The following is a 21,512-nucleotide window of genomic DNA, read 5'->3' on the forward strand; positions in this document are numbered from 1 at the left end:
ATGGAACAGACTTGGCGCTGGTTTGGCCCCCAGGATCCGATTTCACTGGCAGATGTGCGCCAGACCGGAGCCACCGGGATTGTCACTGCCTTGCACGACATCCCCAATGGCCAGGTATGGCCGGTGGCAGCGATTGCGGCACGCAAGCAGATGATCGAAGACGCTGGCCTGACCTGGTCGGTGGTGGAAAGCATCCCGGTGCACGAAGACATCAAGCGCGGCTGTGGTCGCCGTGACGAGTACATCGCCAACTATCAGCAAAGCGTGCGCAATCTGGCGAGTTGCGGCATCGATATCGTCTGCTACAACTTTATGCCGGTGCTGGACTGGACCCGCACCGACCTGGCCTGGGAGATGGATGACGGTGGCTGGGCCCTGCGTTTTGACCAGACCGCCTTTGCCGCATTTGACCTGTTTATCCTCCAGCGCCCGGAGGCGCAGGCCGAGTACAGTGCCGAGGATATCGCGCAAGCCAGGGCCTACTTTGAAAAGCTGACCCCTGAGCAGAATACCAGCCTGGTCAACACGCTGATTGCCGGTCTGCCTGGCGCAGAAGAGCACTACAGCCTGGAAGATTTCCGCGCCTTGCTGCGCACCTACGCCGAGATCGACGAGGCGAAGTTGCGTGAGCACCTGGGGCATTTCTTGCGTGAAGTGATTCCGGTCGCAGAGGAAGTGGGTGTGCGCATGGCCATCCACCCGGACGATCCGCCGCGGGCGTTGCTGGGCCTGCCGCGTATCCTGTCGACTGCCGCAGATGCGCAATGGTTGCTGGATGCCGCGCCAAGCCCGGCCAATGGCCTGACTTTTTGCACCGGGTCTTATGGCGTGCGTGAAGACAATGATCTGGTGGCGATGGCCAAACAGTTTGCGCCCTTCATCTACTTCACCCACCTGCGCTCGACCCGCCGCGAGGCCGATCCGCGCAGCTTCCACGAAGCCCATCACCTGGGAGGTGATGTGGACATGGTCGGGGTGATCGGTGCGCTGGTGGCCGAGGATCTGCGCCGTGAACGTGAGGGCGGCCCGCGCTTGCCGCTGCGCCCGGATCACGGTCATCAGTTGCTCGATGACCAGCACCGCAAGAGCAACCCGGGTTATTCGCTGATCGGTCGCCTCAAGGGCCTGGCCGAGATTCGCGGGGTGGAAATGGCGATGCGCCAGCAACTGGCGTGACACCGTTTGCCTTGCACAGCTGACCTGTAGCCACTGCCGCTGGCTGCGCGCCCCATCGCAGCCTGTGGCAGCGGCGACAGGGTTGAATCAATAGGCAAACATCTTGCGGTGCTTTTGCACAAAGTCTTCCCAGCGCACCGGCTGGCGCCCGGTGATCTGGCTGAAGTTGTCGAAGGTTTCTTCAACCCCGGGAATTTGCCCGGCGGCCATGCGCGTGAAGTTGTCCTGTACGCAGGTCATATAAGCCATTTCTGCACCTGCCGCGCGCATGTTCTGCACAAATACGTCCGGTGACTGTGCGTCATAACGAAATGGCTGGCCCAGCAGGCGGGTCATGATCGCGGCGATATCGCCATAGGACTGTACGTCGTAGCCCAGTCGATAGGTCTGACCTGCATGCTTTTGCGGGTGCAACAAAGCTTGTGCGGCCACCCGGGCCACATCTTCGCCGTCAACCCAGCTGAACCGCGTATCACCGGTGTACTGCTCGATCACTCCGTTGATGACTGCGCGGGTGCCATCGTAGCTGAGCAGGTTTTGCATAAAGCACTCGGGACGCAAATGGGTAAACGAGAAACCGGACCACTCGATATAACGTTCTACAAACTGGTGCCAGGCCCAGTGGCCGATGGTGGTGTCGTCCCGCCCGCAGGCGCCCAGATGCACCAAATGCTGCACGCCGGATTTTTTCGCCTGGTCGATGAATGCCTTGCTCTGGCGCAGCATGTCCACGGTGTAGCCGGTGATCAGCAGGGCGCGGTCGATACCCTCCAGCGCCGGGGCCAGGGTGTGTTCCTGGTCGAAATCCATGATCACGGTGCGAATGCCCTGTGCAGTAAATGGCTGGGCCTTGGCGTGGGAGCGCACGGCCGCGACCAGGGTAATGGTCTTGTCAGCCAGCAGGTTGCGCAGGGTGTCGCCGCCGATCTGGCCGGTGGCGCCGGTGATTAAAACGGTGGGTTTGTGCGAAGTCATAAATACGCCTGATGCTTGAGTAAGTTCGTGGTGTAAAAGCTTACTGGGGAATTGCTGGCGTATTTAGGATGCCTTTTATCTAATAAGATGAACTGAATTCACTAATGAGGGGCGTGCATGTTTGCTTCCGAGCGCCTGAAAGGTATCGATGTATTTGTCTGTGTCGCCGACTCGGGCAGCTTCAGGGCTGCTGCCGAGCGTTTGAACCTGACGGCCTCGGCGATCAGCAAGGGCATCGCCCGGCTGGAAGGCAGGCTTGGGGTGCGCTTGTTCCAGCGCACCACGCGGCGCTTGGCATTGACCGATGGCGGAGCGGCTTTTTACCGGACCTGTACCGGGGTTCTGGCCGAACTGGAGGAGGCCGAGCTGGCCATGCAGGCCGACAATGCCGAGCCGCAGGGCAGGATCCGCATTGACTTGCCGGCGGCCTTCGGGCGTTTGCAGGCGTTGCCGGTGATTTTGCAGTTTGTGCAAAAACACGCACTGCTGCTGCCGCATATTTCGTTCTCCGACCGCTTTATCGACCCGGTCGAAGAGGGCGTGGATATTGTCGTGCGGGTCGGTGGGGCGGATATCTGGCCAGCGGCGCTGGAGCATCGCTTTCTGGGGCGCGAGCGGCATGTGTTCTGTGCTGCGCCGGCTTATCTGAACATTCACGGCACGCCTGTGACCGACCGCGATCTGGCGCATCACCAGTGTGTGGCCTATGGGCGGGCCGACGGCACGGTCAGCCCCTGGAACTTCGCAGGCAGCCGCCCCGGAGAGATAGAGCGCCGGGTGATGCCCGCCAGGTACATCGTAGGAGATGGTGAAGGGCAAGTGATGACGGTGCTGGCGGGATGCGGCATCGCCCAACTGCCTACCTGGCTGATCAAGCAGCATCTGGCTGATGGTTCACTGGTGCAGGTGCTGCCGCATCTGGCGAGCGAGGGGCTGGCGATCAACCTGGTGTGGCCAAAAAGCCGCAAGGCCCTGCCCAAGGTCAGTGCTTTGCTTGATGCCCTGACCGTCGGGCTGATGCCGTTGGCGGATTAATTGGCGGGTTGCACTCGTCCTGTGGGAGCGGGCTTGCTCGCGATTGGATCACTGCGGTTTTACAGTGACAGCGCATCGTCTGCATCGCAGGCAAGCCAGCCCCCACATGTTTTTATGCCGCCTCACAACGGCAGCATCCGGTCCTGAATAACCCGCTTCATTACCAGCGTGGACGTCAGGCGTTGCACGTTGGGCAGTGAGGTCAGGCGCTCATCGTAGAGCTGCTGGAAGGCCGGCAGGTCGGCGGCGACCACATGCAGCAGGTAGTCCGGGTCACCAAACAGCCTTTGTGCGTCGACGATCTGCGAGGTCTCGATCACTGCCGCTTCAAAATCGGCAATCGCCTGACGGGTCACTTCGCGCAGGGTGACAAACACCATGGCGGAAAAGTTAAGTCCCAGCTCACTCGGCGCCAGCAGGGCGCGATAACCAAGGATCACCCCCGAGTCTTCCAGCGCCCGTACGCGCCGATGGCAGGGTGAGAGACTCAAACCCACCCGTTCTGCGAGTTCGGTGAGGGAAAGTCGGCCATCAGCTTGCAGCTGCGCAAGAATATTCCTGTCAATGCGATCCATATGGAAGAACCTTTCCCGTTTATGACTGTTGCTTAGGATAAACGAAAGATAATCCTGGCGGCATTTGCTTATTCTTCTTTTGCCCGCTGAGACCTTCCCTGAGAGCAGCGGCGCGGGTCTTGTGGCCCAACTCTCATCATCAAAGTTCCAGCGTAGAAAGGAAATGTCCCGTGACACTCAGCGTCCTGGCCGCGTTTTGGGCGGTATCGTTCTTGTTTATCATCACCCCCGGCGCAGACTGGGCCTATGCGATTTCCGCGGGCATGCGCGGGCGGCTGGTGACGCCAGCGGTGGCGGGTATGCTCTCGGGGCATTTGCTGGCTACGGTGATTGTGGCGGCAGGCGTGGGCGGGCTGGTGGCGCGCAATCCGATGATCCTCAGCGTGCTGACGGTTGCGGGGGCGCTGTATTTGCTCTGGCTGGGTGTGTGCATGCTCAGGGACCCCGCAACCCCCCAGTCCGGGCAGGGGCAGGCGTCTGATTCATGGTCGCGCTGGGCGTGGAAGGGGTTGTGTGTCAGCGGCCTCAATCCCAAGGTGCTGCTGTTGTTTCTGGCGCTTTTGCCGCAGTTCACCGACCCGCTGTCGAACTGGTCGATACCGACACAGATCATTGCCCTGGGCGGGCTGCATGCAGTCAGCTGCGCGCTGGTGTATCTGGCGGTGGGTTTCAGTGCCCACGCCGTGTTGCGCACCCGGCCAGGTGCTGCAAAGAATGTCAGCCGGGTATCGGGGGCGATAATGATCCTGATTGCGGTGGTGCTGCTGGCGGAGCAGGCCTACAGTTGAGGCTTGGCCAACAACCTGAGGAATAAACTGTGGCAGCGACCGGGAAGGATCAGCAAATAACACCGCAGGCGGTAATCGAGTTCTGGAAACAGGCTGGCCCCAGGCACTGGTTTGCCAAGGATGAAGCCTTCGATACCTTGTTTCGCGACACTTTCTACAGCGCTCATTTCCTGGCGGCCAGTCGCAAGTTGGAGCACTGGCTGGCGCAACCTGAAGGCGCCCTGGCGTTGCTGTTGCTGCTGGACCAGTACCCGCGCAATGCCTTTCGTGGAACCGCACATATGTTTGCCACCGACTCGCTGGCGCGCTTTTATGCCCGGGAGATGATCAATGGCGGTATGGACAAGGCGTTCGAGGCCGACTTGCGAGTGTTCTGTTATTTGCCGTTCGAGCATTCCGAAGACAGTGCCGACCAACAGCTGTCCCTGCAACTGCACCACAGTCTTGGGCCGCAAGCCAGCGTCTGGGCTGAAGAACACGCCGTGATCATCCAGCGTTTTGGGCGTTTCCCCCATCGCAATCATGTCCTGGGGCGCGATACCACCGTGGAGGAACGTACGTTTCTGGATGAAGGCGGGTTTGCCGGGTAAGCCCTGTCTTGACCACCAGCAAGGTGTAACCGCTGGCGGGCAGGCATAATTGCCGCCTGAGCCTGAACACCCTTACCTGATGGAGTGACCGATGAAGTACCCAGCCTTGTTGATCCTTAGCCTTTGTGCCGCGCTGTTGAGTCACGGCGCGATAGCTGCAGGGGATGCCGAAGCGGGGGGCAGGCTGTTCACCAAAACCTGTGGCGGCTGCCACAGCATCGGCGAAAACGCCCGCAATGGTTTTGGTCCGCAACTCAATGGTGTGATCGGACGGCTGGCCGGCACCAGCGAGGGCTACCAGTATTCCGACGCCATGAAAAACTCAGGTGTTGTATGGACGCGGGAAAAACTGGCGGCCTATATAGAAGCACCGAAAAAAGTGGTGAGCGGCACGCGGATGATCTTTTGGGGCATCAGCGATCAAGAGAAGATCGACAATCTGCTGGCCTATATCGAGTCCGTCCAGGGGCAGTGATTACTGCACGTCCTTGAGGTAGTCCTTGAGCGTCAGCAGCGCCGGGTGCATTTGCTCCGGGGTCTGCGCATTGCTGAAACCGGCGGCCAGCTTTTGCAGTTCGCGGCCCATGACCGTTTGCGCGCCGCCCAGGGCGTCCAGCGCCAGTGCGACACAGCGCTCGATTTTATCCTGGATGGCGTCGATATCGCCCTTGCGCAGGTCAAAGGCAAAGACATCGCGTTGATAGTCGCTCATGGCCGGGTCGTCGCGCAAAATCGGGCTCGAACCTTCGGACTCGTACGCCAGCTTGAGTGCATAAAGGGCGACTGATTCCAGTGGCAATTCCATCGACAAGATCCTCTACGTTGATGCCGGGCGGCGATCATCGCTTTTCTGCTGGCGAAAAAAAAGGCCAAGGGGCAGCACAAGAGGCTTTCAGCATTTAGGTTGATGCGGTGATACCCTCCGGTTTTTTCAGGGAAGGAAGATGAACATGCGCAAGACAGCGTCAGCCCTGGTAGCTGCAATGGGCTTGCTCGCAGCGGGCGGAGCCGGGGCCTGGACCATGAAGGACGGCGTTATCCAGTTCAGTAACGGCGAAGTGTCTTATTGCGACGGCTGGGCACTTGATGCGGCCTCAATCATGTTGAGTCGACAGGAGGGCAGGCCCGTAGATTATGTCTACGATGCCTACCATGAGCCTTCAGACATCACCAGGAAGATGCGCGTGCTATTTGTGCGCGATGCCCAGGCATACTCGATAGAAGATACAGAAGAAAAAAAATGGGCTGCTGCAGAAAAGTTCAGCAACAAGGTGAAGGGGCAGTGCTTCAAATCCTATATCGAGCGCGTTCCGCAATCTTGAGCGCCATAACCTGTGGGTGATGGGGGTACGGGCTGAGGGCAAGCAGGTCAGCCCGGGCGGGACAAATCGCAGGCACAAAAAAACCGGCGCGGTGGCCGGTTTCTCTGTATATCCAGGGTGCATTGAGCGGCACCTTGAATCTATGTTTGGTGCCCCGAGGGAGAATCGAACTCCCACTTCTTTCGAAAACGGATTTTGAATCCGCCGCGTCTACCAATTCCGCCATCAGGGCTCAATGGCGGCGAAGTATAGAGATGAGGTTTAGGTCGGTCAACAACTTATTGGTCTATTTTTGCCAAGTCCGTTAAACTCCCCGGCCCTGCTAGACGAAACCTATCATGCGCGTTGCTGACTTTACTTTCGAACTCCCTGATTCGCTCATCGCACGCCATCCTTTGGCGGAGCGCCGCAACAGTCGCCTGCTGACCCTGGACGGGGAGAGCGGCGTACTGGCACATCGTCAATTCACTGATTTGCTTGAACATTTGCGTCCGGGCGATTTGATGGTGTTTAACAATACCCGGGTGATTCCGGCCCGTCTGTTTGGCCAGAAGGCCTCGGGCGGCAAGCTGGAAATTCTGGTTGAGCGGGTGCTCGACAGCCACCGCGTGCTGGCCCATGTGCGTTCCAGCAAGTCGCCAAAACCCGGGTCGAAGATCCTGATTGATGGCGGTGGCGAAGCCGAGATGCTGGCGCGTCACGATGCGCTGTTCGAGCTGGGCTTTGCCGAAGAGGTATTGCCGCTGCTGGACCGTGTCGGGCATATGCCATTGCCACCCTATATCGACCGCCCGGACGAAGGTTCGGACCGCGAGCGCTATCAAACGGTCTACGCCCAGCGCCTGGGTGCCGTCGCGGCGCCAACGGCAGGGCTGCACTTTGATGAGCCGCTGATGCAGGCCATCGCCGCCAAAGGCGTCGAGACGGCATTCGTGACCTTGCACGTGGGCGCGGGTACATTCCAGCCGGTGCGGGTCGAGCGTCTTGAAGATCACCATATGCACACCGAATGGCTCGAAGTGGGCCAGGATGTGGTCGATGCCGTGGCCGCATGCCGTGCCCGTGGCGGGCGGGTGATCGCCGTGGGTACCACCAGCGTGCGTTCGCTGGAAAGTGCCGCGCGCGATGGCGTGCTCAAGCCGTTCAGTGGCGATACCGATATCTTTATCTTCCCCGGTCGACCCTTTCATGTGGTCGACGCGCTGGTGACCAATTTCCATCTGCCGGAATCCACGCTGCTGATGCTGGTTTCGGCATTCGCCGGTTATCCCGAAACCATGGCGGCCTACAAGGCTGCGGTTGAACATGGGTACCGCTTCTTTAGTTACGGTGATGCAATGTTCATCACCCGCAATCCTGCGCCGACGGCTCCAGCCCCGGCCCCAGAGGATCAAGCATGAGCAACTGTCGTATGTCCTTCGAGCTGCTGGCCACTGATGGCAAGGCTCGTCGCGGTCGTTTGACCTTCCCCCGTGGTGTGGTTGAAACCCCAGCGTTCATGCCGGTCGGTACTTACGGTACGGTCAAGGGCATGCTGCCCCGCGATATCGAAGCGATCGGCGCGCAGATGATTTTGGGCAATACCTTCCACCTGTGGCTGCGCCCAGGCACTGAAGTCATCAAAAAACACGGCGACCTGCACGATTTCATGAAGTGGCAGGGCCCGATCCTGACCGACTCCGGCGGTTTCCAGGTGTTCAGCCTGGGCGCCATGCGCAAGATCAAGGAAGAAGGCGTGACCTTCGCTTCGCCGGTAGATGGTGCCAAGGTGTTCATGGGCCCCGAAGAGTCGATGCAGGTCCAGCGCGATCTGGGCTCTGACGTGGTGATGATTTTCGACGAATGCACCCCGTACCCGGCCGATGAAGACACTGCCCGTGTCTCCATGGAGCTGTCGTTGCGCTGGGCGCAGCGCTCCAAGAATGCCCATGGCGACAACACGGCGGCACTGTTCGGTATCGTTCAGGGCGGCATGCACCAGAACCTGCGCGAGCGCTCGCTCGAAGGCCTGAACAAGATCGGCTTCGACGGCCTGGCCATCGGCGGTTTGTCGGTCGGCGAGCCCAAGCACGAAATGATCAAGGTGCTGGATTACCTGCCGGCGATGATGCCTGCTGACAAACCTCGTTACCTTATGGGGGTTGGCAAGCCGGAAGATCTCGTTGAGGGTGTGCGCCGCGGTGTGGACATGTTCGATTGCGTGATGCCAACCCGCAATGCCCGCAATGGGCATCTGTTTATCGACACGGGTGTCATCAAGATCCGCAACGCGTTCCATCGCCATGATGATTCGCCGCTGGATCCGACCTGCGATTGCTACACCTGCCAGAACTTCTCCCGCGCTTATCTGCATCACCTGGACAAGTGCGGCGAAATGCTGGGTAGCATGCTCAATACCATCCATAATTTGCGCCACTATCAGGTGCTCATGGCTGGTTTGCGCGAGGCTATTCAACAGGGTACATTGGCCACCTTTGTCGACGCCTTCTATGCCAAGCGCGGGCTGCCTGTGCCGCCCTTGGACTGAGTTCCGGACCTTTAAGAAACAACATTGCAACTGGAGTGCTTAATGAGCTTTTTCATCTCTTCCGCTTTCGCGGACGCTGCTGCACCTGCTGCTGCCCCAATGGGTGGCGGTTTTGAATGGATCTTCCTGGTCGGCTTCCTGGTCATCTTCTACCTGATGATCTGGCGTCCACAGGCCAAGCGCGCTAAAGAGCAGAAAGCCCTGTTGGGTAACCTGCAAAAAGGCGACGAAATCGTGACCACTGGCGGTATCGCCGGCAAAATCGTCAAGGTTTCCGATGCTTTTGTTGTCATCGAAGTGTCTGACACTGTCGAGCTGAAAATTCAGAAAGGCTCGGTTGCAGCCACGTTGCCTAAAGGCACGCTGAAAGCGATCTAAGTTTCAACTTTCAACAATCGACGGGGCGCGCAAGGCGCCCCGCGTTTTAAGCGGGCGGCGTGATTGATGCTGAACAAATACCCTCTGTGGAAATACATACTGATCCTGGCAGTGCTGGCGATCGGTTTTATTTATTCCGCTCCCAATCTGTACCCTGATGATCCGGCCATTCAAGTGTCGGGTGCGAGCACGGCCCTGCAGGTCACTCAAGCTGATCTGGATCGCGCAAGCAAGGCGCTGACGGATGCAGGCATTGAAGTCAAGGGTGCTTCCCTGGCCCAGAACGGCAAAGCTGGTTTGCTGCGCCTGGTCAAGAAAGACGACCAGTTGCCAGCCAAGGATGTTGTACGCAAGGCTCTGGGTGACGATTATGTCGTAGCGCTCAACCTGGCACAGACCACGCCACAATGGTTGCGCAGTCTGGGTGCTCACCCGATGAAACTGGGTCTGGACTTGTCGGGCGGTGTGCACTTCCTGCTGGAAGTGGACATGGACAAAGCTGTCGATGCACGCATGAAAGTGTACGAGAGCGATGTCAAAAGCCTGCTGCGTAAAGAAAAAGTGCGTTATCGCAGCCTGCCGCAACTCAACGGTGCCATTCAGTTGGGCTTCACTGATGAAGCTGTCCGTGAGCAAGCGCGTAGCCTGATCCGTAAAAGCTTCAATGATTTCGACATTACCGCTGCAGACCTGAACGGTCAGCCGGTTCTGCGTCTGGCGATGACCCCGGCCAAGCTGGCGGAAATCCGTGAATATTCCATCAAGCAAAACCTGACAACCGTCCGTAACCGGGTCAACGAGTTGGGTGTTGCCGAGCCTCTGGTTCAGCGTCAGGGTGCCAACCGCATCGTGGTTGAGCTGCCGGGCGTGCAAGACACCGCCGAAGCCAAGCGTATCCTGGGCAAGACGGCCAACCTTGAGTTCCGTCTGGCGGCCAAGCCGGGCGCTTCCAAAGCGACGTCCGAAACTTTCGAGTTCCGTGAAGGTAACCGTCCTGGCGCGCAAATCGAGCGTGGTCTGATCATCACCGGTGACCAGGTAACCGATGCTCAGGCAGGCTTTGACGAGCACGGCCGGCCACAAGTGAACATCAAGCTTGATGGTCACGGTGGCGAGCTGATGAGTCGTTCGACGCGCAGCAACGTTGGTCGCAGCATGGCGGTAATCTTCATCGAGCAGAAGCCGGTGACGACTTACACCAAGCAAGTGGTTGACGGTGTCGAGAAGGACGTACCGGTTCAGTCGTTCAAAGAAGAGAAGAAGATCATCAGCCTGGCGACCATCCAGTCGCCGCTGGGCAGTCAGTTCCGGATTACCGGTCTGAATGGCCAGGGTGAGGCTTCCGAGCTGGCGCTGCTGTTGCGTGCCGGTGGTCTGGCTGCGCCAATGTACTTCGCTGAAGAGCGCACCATTGGCCCGAGCCTGGGTGCTGACAACATTACCAAGGGTGTCGATGCATCGCTGTGGGGCATGTTGTTCGTGTCGATCTTCATCATCGCCATCTACCGTTTCTTCGGTGTGATCGCGACGGTGGCACTGGCGGGCAACATGGTCTTGCTGCTGGCGCTGATGTCGGTGCTGGGTGCAACCCTGACCCTGCCGGGCATTGCCGGTATCGTGTTGACGATGGGTATGGCGGTCGATGCCAACGTACTGATCTTCTCGCGTATACGTGAAGAGCTGGCCAATGGCATGACACCGCAGCGGGCGATCAACGAAGGTTTCAACCGTGCCTTTACCGCCATCGTTGACTCCAACCTGACAACCCTGCTGGTCGGCGGGATCCTCTTCGCCATGGGTACCGGGCCGGTTAAAGGCTTCGCGGTGACCATGTCGCTGGGTATCTTTACCTCGATGTTCACGGCCATTATGGTCACCCGCGCACTGGTCAACCTGGTGTATGGCGGTCGGGACTTCAAGAAGTTGTGGATTTAAGGGGCTGCCATGTTACGTACAATCAACTTCATGGGCGTTCGCAACGTAGCGTTCGGCGTCACTGTACTGCTTACCGTGCTGGCCTTGTTCAGCATGTTCCACAAGGGCATGAACTACGGCCTGGACTTCACCGGCGGTACGCTTATCGAGCTGACCTACGAGAAGCCGGCTGATCTGACCAAGGTGCGTAACGAACTGGTTTCGGCCGGCTTCCACGATGCCGTGGTGCAGAGCTTTGGTGCTACCACCGACTTGCTGGTGCGTATGCCCGGCGATGATCCGTTGCTGGGTAACAAGGTAGCGGCTGCGCTGGGTCAGGCAGATACCAGCAACCCGGCGGTGATCAAGCGCGTCGAGTTCGTTGGCCCACAGGTGGGTGAAGAGCTGCGCGACCAGGGCGGCCTCGGCATGCTGATGGCGCTGGGCGGCATCATGCTTTACCTGGCCTTCCGCTTTCAGTGGAAGTTCGCTGTCGGCGCGATCGTGTCCCTGGTTCACGACGTGATCGTGACCATGGGCGTGCTGTCGTGGTTCCAGATCACCTTCGACCTGACGGTATTGGCGGCGGTGCTGGCGATCATCGGTTACTCGCTCAACGACACCATTGTGGTATTTGACCGGGTGCGCGAGAACTTCCGGGTTCTGCGCAAGGCCAGTCTGATCGACAACATCAACATCTCGACCACGCAAACCTTGCTGCGCACCATGGCGACATCGATCTCCACCTTGCTGGCCATTGCCGCATTGCTGATTTTCGGTGGCGACAACCTGTGGGGCTTCTCGATTGCCCTGTTCGTGGGTGTTCTGGCGGGTACTTATTCGTCGATCTACATCGCCAACGTGGTGCTGATCTGGCTGAATCTCAGTGCAGAGGATCTGATCCCGCCTGCGGCGAGTGAGAAGGAAGTCGATGATCGTCCATAACCAATAGTTATCGACGACTGTCACCTAAAAGGCGCGAGTTATTGAACTCGCGCCTTTTTTTGTGCTCCAACTCCAGGATTGGTGTGGGACTGTTCCCACTTAAGATGGTCTGGAGGTTCACGTGAACAAGTCATTGCTGGTGGGTGCTGTACTGGGTGCTGTCGGTGTTACAGCCGGTGGTGCTTTTGCCACTTACAGCTTGGTGAAAGGCCCTGAGTCTGCGCAGGTGCTGGCCGTTGTGCCGGTCAACCAGCAGATCAAAACGCCGCGTGAGGTGTGCAAGGATGTGACTGTGACGCGTCAGGCGCCGGTCAAGGATCAGCATCAGATTGTCGGCAGCGTGATTGGTGCTGTCGCCGGCGGCTTGCTGGGTAATCAGGTGGGCGGCGGTAACGGCAAAAAGATCGCGACGGTTGCCGGTGCGGTGGGTGGCGGTTATGCCGGTAACAAGGTGCAGGAAGGCATGCAGGAGCGTGATACCTACACCACGACCCAGACGCGTTGCAACACGGTCAATGACATCAGCAGCAAGGTCGTCGGCTATGACGTGCGCTATTCGCTCAATGGCAAGGAAGGCAAGGTGCGTATGGATCACGAACCGGGCAATGAAATTGCCGTGGACAAGGAAGGCAAGCTGATCCTGAATTAAATTCTTGTGGGAGCGGGCTTGCTCGCGATGCGGGCGGCTCGGTCTGTCAGGCAAATCGCGGTGATGCTATCGCGGGCAAGCCCGCTCCCACGGGGTGGGGTAATTGCAAGGCCAAAAAAAAGCACCCCGAAGGGTGCTTTTTTTGTCTGCGGTATTCGCTTAGCGTTTCAGCGAGGTTGGCAGGTGAGGCTGGATTGCAGTCAGGACAGCTTTGAAGCACTTGGTGTTACCGGCAACGATATGACCTTTTTCAAGGAAATCGTGGCTACCGGTAAAGTCACTGACCAGGCCGCCTGCTTCTTGAATCAGCAGTGCGCCTGCAGCCATGTCCCACTCGGACAGACCCGACTCCCAGAATGCATCGAAACGACCTGCAGCCACGTAGGCCAGATCCAGGCTGGCAGCGCCTGCGCGACGGATGCCGGCAGTCTGGCCAACCAGGCTGCGGAACATGCCCAGGTAGTTGTCCAGGTTGTCCATCTGGTTGTCACGGAACGGGAACCCGGTACCCAGCAGGGCGCCTTCCAGGCTGGTACGACCGCTAACACGCAGGCGGCGACCGTTCAGTTGGGCGCCACGGCCACGGCTGGCGGTGAATTCTTCCTGGCGAACCGGGTCAAGAACCACTGCGTGCTCAAGGCGGCCGCGGTATTTGCAGGCGATGCTGACGGCGAAGTGTGGAACGCCGCGCAGGAAGTTGGTGGTGCCATCCAGTGGGTCAATGATCCACAGGTAGTCTTCACCTTCACCGCTGCCTGGGTGCATGCCGGTTTCTTCACCGAGGATGCCGTGCGTCGGGTAAGCCTTGCGCAGGGCGTCGATGATTTTCTGTTCAGCAGCACGATCGACTTCAGAGACGTAATCCTTGGCGTCTTTTTCGTCAACCTTGATGGTATCCAGGCGCTCGATGGAGCGGAAAATCAATTCACTGGCGCTGCGGGCGGCGCGCAGCGCGATATTCAGCATGGGCTGCATGGACGTTTCACCTAAGGTTGTTAAAGAAAGCCGAATATTCTATCAGAAAACTTTGGTAGATGAAGGTTTGCGTTAGCTTTCGTAGCTTATGACGTTTTGCTTAGGTAAGATTTGCTCCCTTTTGCTGGTCTGTGAGCGCTTCCTTTGCTGCCTAATATTCGTGTCGTTCTGGTCAATACCAGCCATCCCGGGAACATCGGCGGTGCTGCGCGTGCCATGAAAAACATGGGGTTGTCGCGGCTGGTTCTGGTTGAGCCGAGGGTGTTCCCGCACCATGAGGCCGACGCGCGCGCCTCGGGCGCCGGTGACATTCTGGAAAATGCACAGGTTGTCGCGACCCTTGAAGATGCCCTGGTGGGCTGCAATCTGGTGCTGGGTACCAGTGCCCGCGACCGTCGTATCCCCTGGCCGCTGCTGGATCCGCGCGAGTGCGGGCAGAAAGTGGTTGCAGAGGCGGCCCAGGGTGCGGAAATCGCGCTGGTGTTCGGTCGTGAAGACTCCGGTCTGACCAATGACGAGTTGCAGCGTTGTCACTTCCATGTGCATATCCCCTCTGATCCCGAATTCAGTTCCCTGAACCTCGGCGCGGCCGTGCAGGTGCTCAGCTACGAGATCCGCATGGCCTGGCTGGCGGCCCAGGGGCAGCCGAGCAAGATCGAGAAAGAAGAGGTGGCGTCCACCAAGAGTGGCGAGCTGGCCACCATGGATGAGCTGGAGCGCTTTTATGAGCATCTGGAGCAAACCCTGGTAGCTATCGAATTCATGGATCCGGAAAAGCCGCGCCACCTCATGGCGCGTCTGCGTCGGCTCTACGGTCGCAGTGCTGTCAGTCGTGCCGAGATGAATATTTTGCGTGGCATTCTCACCGAAACCCAAAAAGCAGCCCGTGGCGAGCTGCTCAAGCGCAAGGATTAATGATGTTCGAGCGTCTGCGTGAAGATATCCAAAGTGTGTTTCACCGTGATCCTGCAGCCCGTAATGCTTTTGAAGTGCTGACGTGCTACCCGGGGATGCATGCGATCTGGATTCACCGCTTGTCGGCGCTGTTGTGGCAGGCTGGCTGGAAGTGGCTGGCTCGTCTGGTGTCCAACTTCGGGCGCTGGCTGACCGGGATTGAAATTCACCCGGGGGCCAAGGTCGGGCGTCGTTTCTTTATTGATCACGGGATGGGTATCGTGATTGGTGAAACCGCCGAAATCGGGGATGACGTGACCCTGTATCAGGGTGTGACCCTGGGGGGGACGAGCTGGAACAAGGGCAAGCGCCACCCCACTCTGGAAAATGGTGTCGTGGTAGGGGCGGGCGCCAAGGTATTGGGGCCGTTCACTGTCGGGGCGGGGGCCAAGGTCGGTTCCAATGCGGTTGTGACCAAGGCTGTGCCGCCGGGCGCGACCGTAGTGGGTATTCCGGGGCGCATCATTATCAAGAATGACGATGAAACTGAGGCCAAGCGCAAGGCAATGGCTGAGAAAATCGGTTTTGACGCATACGGTGTCAGTGAAGATATGCCGGATCCGGTGGCGCGGGCCATTGGCCAGTTGCTGGATCATCTGCAGGCGGTCGATGGCAAGCTGGATGGTATGTGTGGCGCGCTCAAGGATTTGGGCAGTCCTTACTGTGCGAAAGAGCTGCCTGAGCTGCGCGAAGAAGACTTCGCCTGCGTCAAGGGCAAGGACGAAAGCACGGCGGTCTAGATTCTGGGTGCTGTGGGAGCGAGCCTGCTCGCGATGCTGGCGCTGCAGTCTTTGAGGCTGGTCGAGCTGCCGCCATCGCGAGCAAACCCGCTGCCACAAGATGTGTGCCATGTGCCATTACGCCGCAGACCCTGCTACAATGCGCGCGCTCTTTTGCGGATAATCCCGACTAAAGTACTAGGTCTAATAGTTGACTTAAATAGTCGGGAATAGCATACTCGCTTCCATTCCGAATTCCGTGGTACCTGTCCATGAGACTGACTACAAAAGGCCGTTACGCCGTAACTGCAATGCTCGATTTGGCGTTGCACGCACAGCACGGGCCGGTGTCCCTGGCCGATATTTCCGAGCGCCAAGGCATCTCGCTTTCCTACCTTGAGCAACTGTTTGCCAAATTGCGCCGCAGCAGCCTGGTTTCCAGTGTGCGTGGCCCGGGTGGCGGCTATCAGCTGTCACGCGACATGCAGGGCATCCAGGTAGCTCAGGTGATCGATGCCGTGAACGAGTCCGTCGATGCCACGCGTTGCCAGGGCCTTGGCGACTGCCATGCCGGCGACACCTGCCTGACCCACCACCTGTGGTGCGACCTCAGCCTGCAAATACACGATTTTCTCAGCGGTATCAGCTTGGCTGACCTTGTCACTCGCCGTGAGGTACAAGAAGTAGCCCAGCGTCAGGATCAGCGCCGCTGTAATGGCAAAGCGCCGCACCTGGATAAGATCGAAGCGTCCGCCGTCGAGTGATTGCATAAAAACGACGGTGCGCCAGCCAGCCTGATTTAGGAGATAGTCCATGAAGTTGCCAATTTACCTCGATTACTCAGCCACTACCCCGGTTGATCCGCGTGTTGCTCAAAAAATGAGCGACTGCTTGCTGGTTGACGGGAACTTCGGTAACCCGGCTTCGCGCTCTCACGTGTTCGGCTGGAAAGCTGAAGAAGCGGTTGAGAACGGGCGTCGTCAGGTTGCTGACCTGGTTAACGCTGACCCCCGTGAAATTGTCTGGACCTCCGGTGCGACCGAGGCCAACAACCTGGCAATCAAAGGTGCAGCGCACTTCTATGCCACCAAGGGCAAGCACCTGATCACCGACAAGATCGAGCACAAGGCCGTTCTCGACACCATGCGTCAGCTTGAGCGTGAAGGCTTTGAAGTGACCTATATCGAGCCGGGCACCGATGGCCTGGTAACGCCGGCCATGGTTGAAGCCGCGATGCGCGACGACACCATCCTGGTTTCGATCATGCACGTGAACAACGAAATCGGCACCATCAACGATATCGCTGCCATTGGTGAGCTGACTCGCTCGCGCGGCGTGTTGTTCCATGTCGATGCGGCACAGTCCACCGGCAAGGTTGAAATCGACCTGGCCAAGCTGAAGGTCGACATGATGTCGTTCTCGGCGCACAAAACCTACGGCCCTAAAGGCATCGGCGCACTGTACGTAAGCCGCAAGCCTCGGGTGCGTATTGAAGCAGCCATGCACGGCGGCGGTCACGAGCGCGGCATGCGTTCGGGTACCCTGGCCACCCACCAGATCGTGGGCATGGGCGAAGCGTTCCAGATCGCCAAAGAAGAAATGGCTGCAGAGAACATCCGTATCAAGGCGTTGAGCGACCGTTTCTTCAAGCAGGTTGAACACCTTGAAGAACTGTACGTCAACGGCAGCATGGTCCACCGCGTTCCGCACAACCTGAACCTGAGCTTCAACTACGTTGAAGGCGAGTCGCTGATCATGGCGCTCAAGGATCTGGCTGTGTCGTCCGGTTCGGCCTGTACTTCTGCTTCCCTCGAGCCGTCCTACGTATTGCGCGCCCTGGGCCGCAATGACGAGCTGGCTCACAGCTCCATCCGCTTTACCTTCGGCCGTTTCACCACCGAAGAAGAAATCGATTACGCCGCGCAGAAGGTTTGCGAGGCTGTTACCAAGCTGCGCGCCCTGTCGCCGCTGTGGGACATGTACAAAGACGGCATCGACATCTCGAAAATCGAATGGGCGGCGCACTAACAATTTAAGTCGCCGTAAGTAGACGCTGTAAGCGCAGCGAACAGCAGCTTTTACAGCGTCTCAAGAGCGACTCTCTGATGAGTGAGGATTAGTACCATGGCTTACAGCGAAAAGGTCATCGACCACTACGAAAACCCGCGCAACGTCGGCAAGATGAACGCGGAAGACCCGGATGTCGGCACCGGCATGGTCGGCGCCCCTGCGTGCGGCGACGTAATGCGCCTGCAAATCAAGGTCAACGAGCAGGGCATCATTGAAGATGCCAAGTTCAAGACCTATGGTTGCGGTTCGGCAATCGCTTCCAGCTCCCTGGCGACCGAGTGGATGAAAGGCAAGACTCTGGATGAAGCAGAGACCATCAAGAACACTCAGCTGGCCGAAGAACTGGCTTTGCCGCCGGTAAAAATTCACTGCTCGGTACTCGCTGAAGACGCCATCAAGGCTGCTGTTCGCGATTACAAGCAGAAGAAAGGTTTGATCTGATCCGTACTGCTTGCGCCCGCAAGTGGCGCAGGCAAGGTGAAGAAACTGGCAAAAGGTAAGGAGTCACGATGGCTATCAGCATGACAGAAGCGGCTGCGCGACACATTCGCCGCTCCCTTGATGGGCGCGGCAAAGGTGAGGGGATTCGTCTGGGTGTTCGCACCACGGGCTGTTCCGGTCTTGCCTATGTGCTGGAGTTTGTCGATGAAGTAGGTGAAGAAGACCAGGTCTTCGAAACCCATGGCGAAAAAGTGATCATTGATCCGAAAAGCCTGACCTATCTTGACGGCACCGAACTGGATTTCGTCAAGGAAGGCCTCAATGAGGGCTTCAAGTTCAATAACCCTAACGTGCGCGGTGAATGTGGCTGCGGCGAAAGCTTCAATATCTGAGGCTGATCGTGGGTACTCCTTGTCATTTTGCTTTGTTTGAGCTGCAACCGGGTTTCAATCTGGACCTCGATCAGCTGGCTGTGCGCTATCGAGAGCTGGCGCGTGGTGTTCACCCGGATCGGTTTGCCGATGCTTCCGAGCGCGAGCAGCGCCTGGCGCTGGAGCAGTCCGCCAGCCTCAATGAGGCTTACCAGACGCTCAAAAGCCCTGCCAAGCGTGCGCGTTACCTGCTTGCGCTGAAGGGGGGCGAGTTGCCGCTGGAAGTCACGGTGCACGATCCCGAGTTCCTGATGCAGCAGATGCAGTGGCGCGAAGAACTTGAAGATTTGCATGACAGCGCCGATATGGCCGGTATTGCAGCATTCAAGCGTCGACTGAAAGTCGCTCAGGAACACCTGAACGACAGCTTCGCAGCGTGTTGGGATGATGCTGCGCAGCGTGAGCAGGCTGAACGCCTGATGCGCCGCATGCAGTTCCTCGACAAGCTAACTTACGAAGTGCGCCAGCTAGAAGAGCGCCTCGACGATTAACTCCGTGCTTCCCTGATGGCACGCCTGATTACAGATAAGTCCTGATTACGATGGCCCTACTGCAGATCGCCGAACCCGGCCAAAGTCCTCAACCGCACCAGCGACGTCTGGCTGTGGGGATCGACTTGGGCACTACCAATTCGCTGGTCGCTGCTTTACGCAGCGGCCTTTCCGAGCCTCTGGCCGACGCCAATGGCAATGTCATTTTGCCGTCTGCCGTGCGCTATCACGCTGATCGCGTCGAGGTAGGCGAGTCGGCACGTCTGGCAGCCTCCAGCGACCCGTTCAATACCGTGCTGTCGGTCAAACGCTTGATGGGACGTGGTCTGTCCGACGTCAAGCAGTTGGGCGAGCAGTTGCCTTACCGCTTTGTCGGCGGTGAGTCGCACATGCCGTTTATTGACACGGTGCAAGGCCCTAAAAGCCCGGTTGAAGTGTCTGCCGAAATCTTGAAGGTGCTGCGTGAGCGCGCCGAAAAGACCCTGGGTGGTGAATTGGTGGGGGCGGTGATTACGGTCCCGGCCTATTTCGATGACGCTCAGCGCCAGGCCACTAAAGACGCGGCCAAACTGGCTGGTCTGAATGTGCTGCGCCTGCTCAATGAGCCGACAGCGGCCGCCGTGGCCTATGGCCTGGACCAGTCGGCTGAAGGCGTGGTGGCTATCTATGATCTGGGTGGGGGGACGTTCGATATCTCGATCCTGCGCCTGACCGGCGGTGTGTTTGAAGTCTTGGCTACCGGCGGCGACAGCGCGCTGGGTGGCGATGACTTCGATCATGCGATTGCCAGCTGGATGGTCGAGCAGGCCGGATTGTCTGCCGACCTTGATCCAGGCACGCAGCGCACCTTGCTGCAGGCTGCCTGCGCTGCAAAAGAAGCGCTGACCGATGCGTCCTCGGTGACGGTTGCCTTTGGTGGCTGGCAGTCCGAGCTGACCCGTGAAGCCTTCGACGCCATGATCGAGCCAATGGTTGCGCGCAGCCTCAAGGCTTGTCGCCGTGCTGTGCGCGACGCCAATATCGAGATTGAAGACGTCCAGGCCGTCGTCATGGTGGGTGGTTCGACCCGTGTACCTCGTGTGCGTGAAGCGGTCGCTCAGATGTTTGGTCGCGAGCCCCTGACCGATATCGACCCGGATCAAGTGGTTGCCATTGGTGCTGCGATCCAGGCTGATACCCTGGCCGGCAACAAGCGCGATGGCGGCGAGCTGCTTCTGCTTGATGTGATTCCGTTGTCCCTTGGTCTGGAGACCATGGGTGGCTTGATGGAAAAGGTTATTCCGCGCAACACCACGATTCCGGTGGCGCGCGCGCAGGACTTCACCACCTATAAAGATGGTCAGACGGCCATGATGATTCATGTGCTGCAGGGTGAGCGCGAGCTGATCAGCGATTGCCGCTCCCTGGCGCGCTTTGAATTGCGTGGCATCCCGCCGATGGTGGCCGGTGCCGCAAAAATTCGCGTGACCTTCCAGGTCGATGCCGACGGTTTGCTCAGTGTGTCGGCCCGCGAGCTGGGTTCAGGTGTTGAAGCCAATATCCAGGTCAAGCCTTCCTACGGCCTGACCGACGGCGAAATCGCCAAAATGCTCAAGGATTCGTTCCAGTACGCCAGCGACGACAAGGTCGCCCGCGTATTGCGCGAGCAGCAGGTGGATGCCCAGCGTCTGATCGAGGCCGTGCAAGCAGCCCTCGAAGTCGATGGCGAGCGTTTGCTGGATGCCGAAGAGCGCATGGTGATCGAGCTGCAGATGCAGGAACTGTCCGAATTGTTGAAAGGCACCGATGGTTACGCCATCGAGCAGCAGACCAAGCGTCTGTCGCAAGTGACCGATGCCTTTGCAGCCCGTCGCATGGACTTGACCGTCAAGGCCGCTTTGTCGGGTCGCAACCTGAATGAAATCGAGGAATAACTGATGCCGCAGATCATTTTTCTGCCACACGCCGAGCACTGCCCGGACGGTATGGTTGTAGAGGCTGAGACCGGCAAGACCATTCTCGAAGTGGCCCACGACAACCACATTGAAATCGAAAGTGCCTGCGGTGGTGTTTGTGCCTGCACCACTTGTCATTGCGTGATTCGCGAGGGTTTCGACTCGTTGAACGAAGCTGACGAGCTGGAAGAGGACTATCTTGATAGAGCATGGGGTCTGGAAGCGACTTCGCGCCTGAGCTGTCAGGCCCGCGTTGGTACTGAAGACATCACCGTCGAGATTCCGAAATACTCGCTCAACCATGCTGCCGAAGCGCCGCACTGATAAGGAATTGGCATGAGCCTTAAATGGGTTGATGTACAGGAAATCGCGATCCAGCTGGCTGAAGCTCACCCGGATGTCGATCCGCTCTCGGTGAATTTCGTCACGCTGCGCAATCTGGTCATGGCGCTGCCGGAGTTCGACGATATCCCTGATCGCGGCGGAGAGAAGGTGCTCGAAGCCATTCAGGGTTTGTGGATCGAAGAAGCCGACTAAGCTTGCAACGCACGTAATTATGCAATACCCAAGAACCCGCGTATAATTCGCGGGTTTAATTTTTCGCTTAAATCACTGTTTCTGGA

The 21,512-nt window shown here is 58.5% G+C and carries 26 protein-coding genes and 1 tRNA gene; 22 read left to right on the top strand and 5 right to left on the bottom strand.

The window, feature by feature from the left end; genetic code table 11:
• Positions 1-1,176: a mannonate dehydratase gene (gene uxuA / locus GHO03_RS11560; RefSeq protein WP_095018325.1), complete on the top strand. Its 1,176-nt coding sequence runs from the start codon at positions 1-3 to the stop codon at positions 1,174-1,176.
• 87 nt (positions 1,177-1,263) lie between these two features.
• Here uxuA and GHO03_RS11565 read toward each other — a convergent pair whose 3' ends face one another.
• Complete coding sequence (locus tag GHO03_RS11565; protein WP_153399852.1) at positions 1,264-2,151, bottom strand: SDR family oxidoreductase; 888 nt, start codon at positions 2,149-2,151, stop codon at positions 1,264-1,266.
• 117 nt (positions 2,152-2,268) lie between these two features.
• Between GHO03_RS11565 and GHO03_RS11570 the strand changes: the two genes are divergently transcribed.
• On the top strand, positions 2,269-3,186 hold the full coding sequence (locus GHO03_RS11570) for a LysR family transcriptional regulator (RefSeq protein ID WP_133144808.1): 918 nt from the start codon (positions 2,269-2,271) through the stop codon (positions 3,184-3,186).
• A 122-nt stretch (positions 3,187-3,308) separates the two neighbouring features.
• Here the strand turns inward: GHO03_RS11570 and GHO03_RS11575 are convergent, their stop codons facing one another.
• Positions 3,309-3,761 carry an Lrp/AsnC family transcriptional regulator gene (locus tag GHO03_RS11575; protein WP_133144809.1) on the bottom strand — a complete coding sequence of 151 codons (453 nt, stop codon included), beginning with the start codon at positions 3,759-3,761 and terminating at the stop codon, positions 3,309-3,311.
• 170 nt (positions 3,762-3,931) lie between these two features.
• Here GHO03_RS11575 and GHO03_RS11580 point away from each other — a divergent pair, with 170 nt between their 5' ends.
• The 3 genes from GHO03_RS11580 (at position 3,932) to GHO03_RS11590 (ending at position 5,614) form a co-directional block, all read left to right on the top strand.
• Positions 3,932-4,549, top strand: coding sequence for a LysE family translocator (locus GHO03_RS11580; protein WP_016779589.1), 618 nt, complete (start codon positions 3,932-3,934; stop codon positions 4,547-4,549).
• Positions 4,550-4,578: 29 nt separating this feature from the next.
• Positions 4,579-5,139 carry a DUF924 family protein gene (locus GHO03_RS11585; RefSeq protein WP_095024018.1) on the top strand — a complete coding sequence of 187 codons (561 nt, stop codon included), beginning with the start codon at positions 4,579-4,581 and terminating at the stop codon, positions 5,137-5,139.
• 91 nt (positions 5,140-5,230) lie between these two features.
• Positions 5,231-5,614, top strand: a complete 384-nt coding sequence (locus tag GHO03_RS11590) for a cytochrome c family protein (RefSeq protein ID WP_095020368.1) — start codon at positions 5,231-5,233, stop codon at positions 5,612-5,614.
• Here the strand turns inward: GHO03_RS11590 and GHO03_RS11595 are convergent, their stop codons facing one another.
• Positions 5,615-5,944 (bottom strand): hypothetical protein, encoded by a 330-nt coding sequence (locus tag GHO03_RS11595; protein WP_095024016.1) that lies wholly within the window; start codon positions 5,942-5,944, stop codon positions 5,615-5,617.
• A gap of 145 nt (positions 5,945-6,089) precedes the next feature.
• On the opposite strand from GHO03_RS11595, the gene GHO03_RS11600 reads away from it, so the two are divergent.
• Positions 6,090-6,461 (top strand): hypothetical protein, encoded by a 372-nt coding sequence (locus GHO03_RS11600; RefSeq protein ID WP_153399854.1) that lies wholly within the window; start codon positions 6,090-6,092, stop codon positions 6,459-6,461.
• A gap of 147 nt (positions 6,462-6,608) precedes the next feature.
• On the opposite strand, the gene GHO03_RS11605 is transcribed toward GHO03_RS11600, so the two are convergent.
• Positions 6,609-6,693, bottom strand: a tRNA-Leu gene (locus tag GHO03_RS11605).
• A gap of 106 nt (positions 6,694-6,799) precedes the next feature.
• Between GHO03_RS11605 and queA the strand changes: the two genes are divergently transcribed.
• From queA to GHO03_RS11635, 6 genes are all read left to right on the top strand, one after another.
• Positions 6,800-7,861 (top strand): tRNA preQ1(34) S-adenosylmethionine ribosyltransferase-isomerase QueA, encoded by a 1,062-nt coding sequence (gene queA / locus GHO03_RS11610; RefSeq protein ID WP_095025428.1) that lies wholly within the window; start codon positions 6,800-6,802, stop codon positions 7,859-7,861.
• Between the two features lie 11 nt (positions 7,862-7,872).
• Positions 7,873-8,988 (top strand): tRNA guanosine(34) transglycosylase Tgt, encoded by a 1,116-nt coding sequence (gene tgt, locus GHO03_RS11615; RefSeq protein WP_083369874.1) that lies wholly within the window; start codon positions 7,873-7,875, stop codon positions 8,986-8,988.
• Between the two features lie 42 nt (positions 8,989-9,030).
• Positions 9,031-9,366 (top strand): preprotein translocase subunit YajC, encoded by a 336-nt coding sequence (gene yajC, locus GHO03_RS11620; RefSeq protein ID WP_095001475.1) that lies wholly within the window; start codon positions 9,031-9,033, stop codon positions 9,364-9,366.
• 66 nt (positions 9,367-9,432) lie between these two features.
• Complete coding sequence (secD, locus tag GHO03_RS11625) at positions 9,433-11,301, top strand: protein translocase subunit SecD (RefSeq protein WP_153399856.1); 1,869 nt, start codon at positions 9,433-9,435, stop codon at positions 11,299-11,301.
• A 9-nt stretch (positions 11,302-11,310) separates the two neighbouring features.
• On the top strand, positions 11,311-12,225 hold the full coding sequence (gene secF / locus GHO03_RS11630; protein WP_095001473.1) for a protein translocase subunit SecF: 915 nt from the start codon (positions 11,311-11,313) through the stop codon (positions 12,223-12,225).
• A 121-nt stretch (positions 12,226-12,346) separates the two neighbouring features.
• Entirely contained in the window at positions 12,347-12,874 is a 528-nt protein-coding gene (locus tag GHO03_RS11635; RefSeq protein WP_095001472.1) for a glycine zipper 2TM domain-containing protein, read from the top strand.
• Positions 12,875-13,033: 159 nt separating this feature from the next.
• Here the strand turns inward: GHO03_RS11635 and suhB are convergent, their stop codons facing one another.
• Entirely contained in the window at positions 13,034-13,849 is an 816-nt protein-coding gene (suhB, locus tag GHO03_RS11640) for an inositol-phosphate phosphatase (protein ID WP_016779599.1), read from the bottom strand.
• A gap of 144 nt (positions 13,850-13,993) precedes the next feature.
• Between suhB and trmJ the strand changes: the two genes are divergently transcribed.
• From trmJ to iscX, 10 genes are all read left to right on the top strand, one after another.
• Positions 13,994-14,764 (top strand): tRNA (cytosine(32)/uridine(32)-2'-O)-methyltransferase TrmJ, encoded by a 771-nt coding sequence (gene trmJ, locus GHO03_RS11645; protein ID WP_095018331.1) that lies wholly within the window; start codon positions 13,994-13,996, stop codon positions 14,762-14,764.
• A 2-nt stretch (positions 14,765-14,766) separates the two neighbouring features.
• Positions 14,767-15,543 (top strand): serine O-acetyltransferase, encoded by a 777-nt coding sequence (cysE, locus tag GHO03_RS11650; RefSeq protein ID WP_095001471.1) that lies wholly within the window; start codon positions 14,767-14,769, stop codon positions 15,541-15,543.
• Between the two features lie 251 nt (positions 15,544-15,794).
• On the top strand, positions 15,795-16,286 hold the full coding sequence (iscR, locus tag GHO03_RS11655; RefSeq protein ID WP_003443378.1) for a Fe-S cluster assembly transcriptional regulator IscR: 492 nt from the start codon (positions 15,795-15,797) through the stop codon (positions 16,284-16,286).
• A gap of 49 nt (positions 16,287-16,335) precedes the next feature.
• A complete protein-coding gene (locus GHO03_RS11660) occupies positions 16,336-17,550 on the top strand; it encodes an IscS subfamily cysteine desulfurase (RefSeq protein ID WP_019823684.1) in 1,215 nt (404 codons plus the stop codon).
• Between the two features lie 96 nt (positions 17,551-17,646).
• The gene (gene iscU, locus GHO03_RS11665; RefSeq protein WP_007929523.1) at positions 17,647-18,033 is read left to right on the top strand and encodes a Fe-S cluster assembly scaffold IscU; all 387 of its coding nucleotides are present in this window, start codon (positions 17,647-17,649) and stop codon (positions 18,031-18,033) included.
• Between the two features lie 68 nt (positions 18,034-18,101).
• Positions 18,102-18,425: an iron-sulfur cluster assembly protein IscA gene (gene iscA, locus GHO03_RS11670; protein ID WP_016779604.1), complete on the top strand. Its 324-nt coding sequence runs from the start codon at positions 18,102-18,104 to the stop codon at positions 18,423-18,425.
• Positions 18,426-18,433: 8 nt separating this feature from the next.
• The gene (hscB, locus tag GHO03_RS11675) at positions 18,434-18,955 is read left to right on the top strand and encodes a co-chaperone HscB (RefSeq protein ID WP_095001470.1); all 522 of its coding nucleotides are present in this window, start codon (positions 18,434-18,436) and stop codon (positions 18,953-18,955) included.
• A 50-nt stretch (positions 18,956-19,005) separates the two neighbouring features.
• Positions 19,006-20,868 (top strand): Fe-S protein assembly chaperone HscA, encoded by a 1,863-nt coding sequence (hscA, locus tag GHO03_RS11680; RefSeq protein WP_095018332.1) that lies wholly within the window; start codon positions 19,006-19,008, stop codon positions 20,866-20,868.
• 3 nt (positions 20,869-20,871) lie between these two features.
• The gene (gene fdx / locus GHO03_RS11685) at positions 20,872-21,213 is read left to right on the top strand and encodes an ISC system 2Fe-2S type ferredoxin (RefSeq protein ID WP_003443365.1); all 342 of its coding nucleotides are present in this window, start codon (positions 20,872-20,874) and stop codon (positions 21,211-21,213) included.
• 12 nt (positions 21,214-21,225) lie between these two features.
• Positions 21,226-21,426, top strand: a complete 201-nt coding sequence (gene iscX / locus GHO03_RS11690) for a Fe-S cluster assembly protein IscX (RefSeq protein ID WP_016779607.1) — start codon at positions 21,226-21,228, stop codon at positions 21,424-21,426.
• The last annotated feature ends 86 nt before the right edge of the window (positions 21,427-21,512 follow it).

This window comes from Pseudomonas sp. FSL R10-1339, from assembly GCF_009600545.1.
Classification (GTDB): domain Bacteria; phylum Pseudomonadota; class Gammaproteobacteria; order Pseudomonadales; family Pseudomonadaceae; genus Aquipseudomonas; species Aquipseudomonas bubulae.

Coding starts and splice junctions, on each gene's coding strand:
- uxuA (WP_095018325.1), top strand. CDS start 1: ATGGAACAGACTTGGCGCTGGTTTGGCCCCCAGGATCCGATTTCACTG.
- GHO03_RS11565 (WP_153399852.1), bottom strand. CDS start 2,151: ATGACTTCGCACAAACCCACCGTTTTAATCACCGGCGCCACCGGCCAG.
- GHO03_RS11570 (WP_133144808.1), top strand. CDS start 2,269: ATGTTTGCTTCCGAGCGCCTGAAAGGTATCGATGTATTTGTCTGTGTC.
- GHO03_RS11575 (WP_133144809.1), bottom strand. CDS start 3,761: ATGGATCGCATTGACAGGAATATTCTTGCGCAGCTGCAAGCTGATGGC.
- GHO03_RS11590 (WP_095020368.1), top strand. CDS start 5,231: ATGAAGTACCCAGCCTTGTTGATCCTTAGCCTTTGTGCCGCGCTGTTG.
- GHO03_RS11595 (WP_095024016.1), bottom strand. CDS start 5,944: ATGGAATTGCCACTGGAATCAGTCGCCCTTTATGCACTCAAGCTGGCG.
- GHO03_RS11600 (WP_153399854.1), top strand. CDS start 6,090: ATGCGCAAGACAGCGTCAGCCCTGGTAGCTGCAATGGGCTTGCTCGCA.
- queA (WP_095025428.1), top strand. CDS start 6,800: ATGCGCGTTGCTGACTTTACTTTCGAACTCCCTGATTCGCTCATCGCA.
- tgt (WP_083369874.1), top strand. CDS start 7,873: ATGTCCTTCGAGCTGCTGGCCACTGATGGCAAGGCTCGTCGCGGTCGT.
- yajC (WP_095001475.1), top strand. CDS start 9,031: ATGAGCTTTTTCATCTCTTCCGCTTTCGCGGACGCTGCTGCACCTGCT.
- secD (WP_153399856.1), top strand. CDS start 9,433: ATGCTGAACAAATACCCTCTGTGGAAATACATACTGATCCTGGCAGTG.
- secF (WP_095001473.1), top strand. CDS start 11,311: ATGTTACGTACAATCAACTTCATGGGCGTTCGCAACGTAGCGTTCGGC.
- suhB (WP_016779599.1), bottom strand. CDS start 13,849: ATGCAGCCCATGCTGAATATCGCGCTGCGCGCCGCCCGCAGCGCCAGT.
- cysE (WP_095001471.1), top strand. CDS start 14,767: ATGTTCGAGCGTCTGCGTGAAGATATCCAAAGTGTGTTTCACCGTGAT.
- iscR (WP_003443378.1), top strand. CDS start 15,795: ATGAGACTGACTACAAAAGGCCGTTACGCCGTAACTGCAATGCTCGAT.
- GHO03_RS11660 (WP_019823684.1), top strand. CDS start 16,336: ATGAAGTTGCCAATTTACCTCGATTACTCAGCCACTACCCCGGTTGAT.
- iscU (WP_007929523.1), top strand. CDS start 17,647: ATGGCTTACAGCGAAAAGGTCATCGACCACTACGAAAACCCGCGCAAC.
- iscA (WP_016779604.1), top strand. CDS start 18,102: ATGGCTATCAGCATGACAGAAGCGGCTGCGCGACACATTCGCCGCTCC.
- hscA (WP_095018332.1), top strand. CDS start 19,006: ATGGCCCTACTGCAGATCGCCGAACCCGGCCAAAGTCCTCAACCGCAC.
- fdx (WP_003443365.1), top strand. CDS start 20,872: ATGCCGCAGATCATTTTTCTGCCACACGCCGAGCACTGCCCGGACGGT.
- iscX (WP_016779607.1), top strand. CDS start 21,226: ATGAGCCTTAAATGGGTTGATGTACAGGAAATCGCGATCCAGCTGGCT.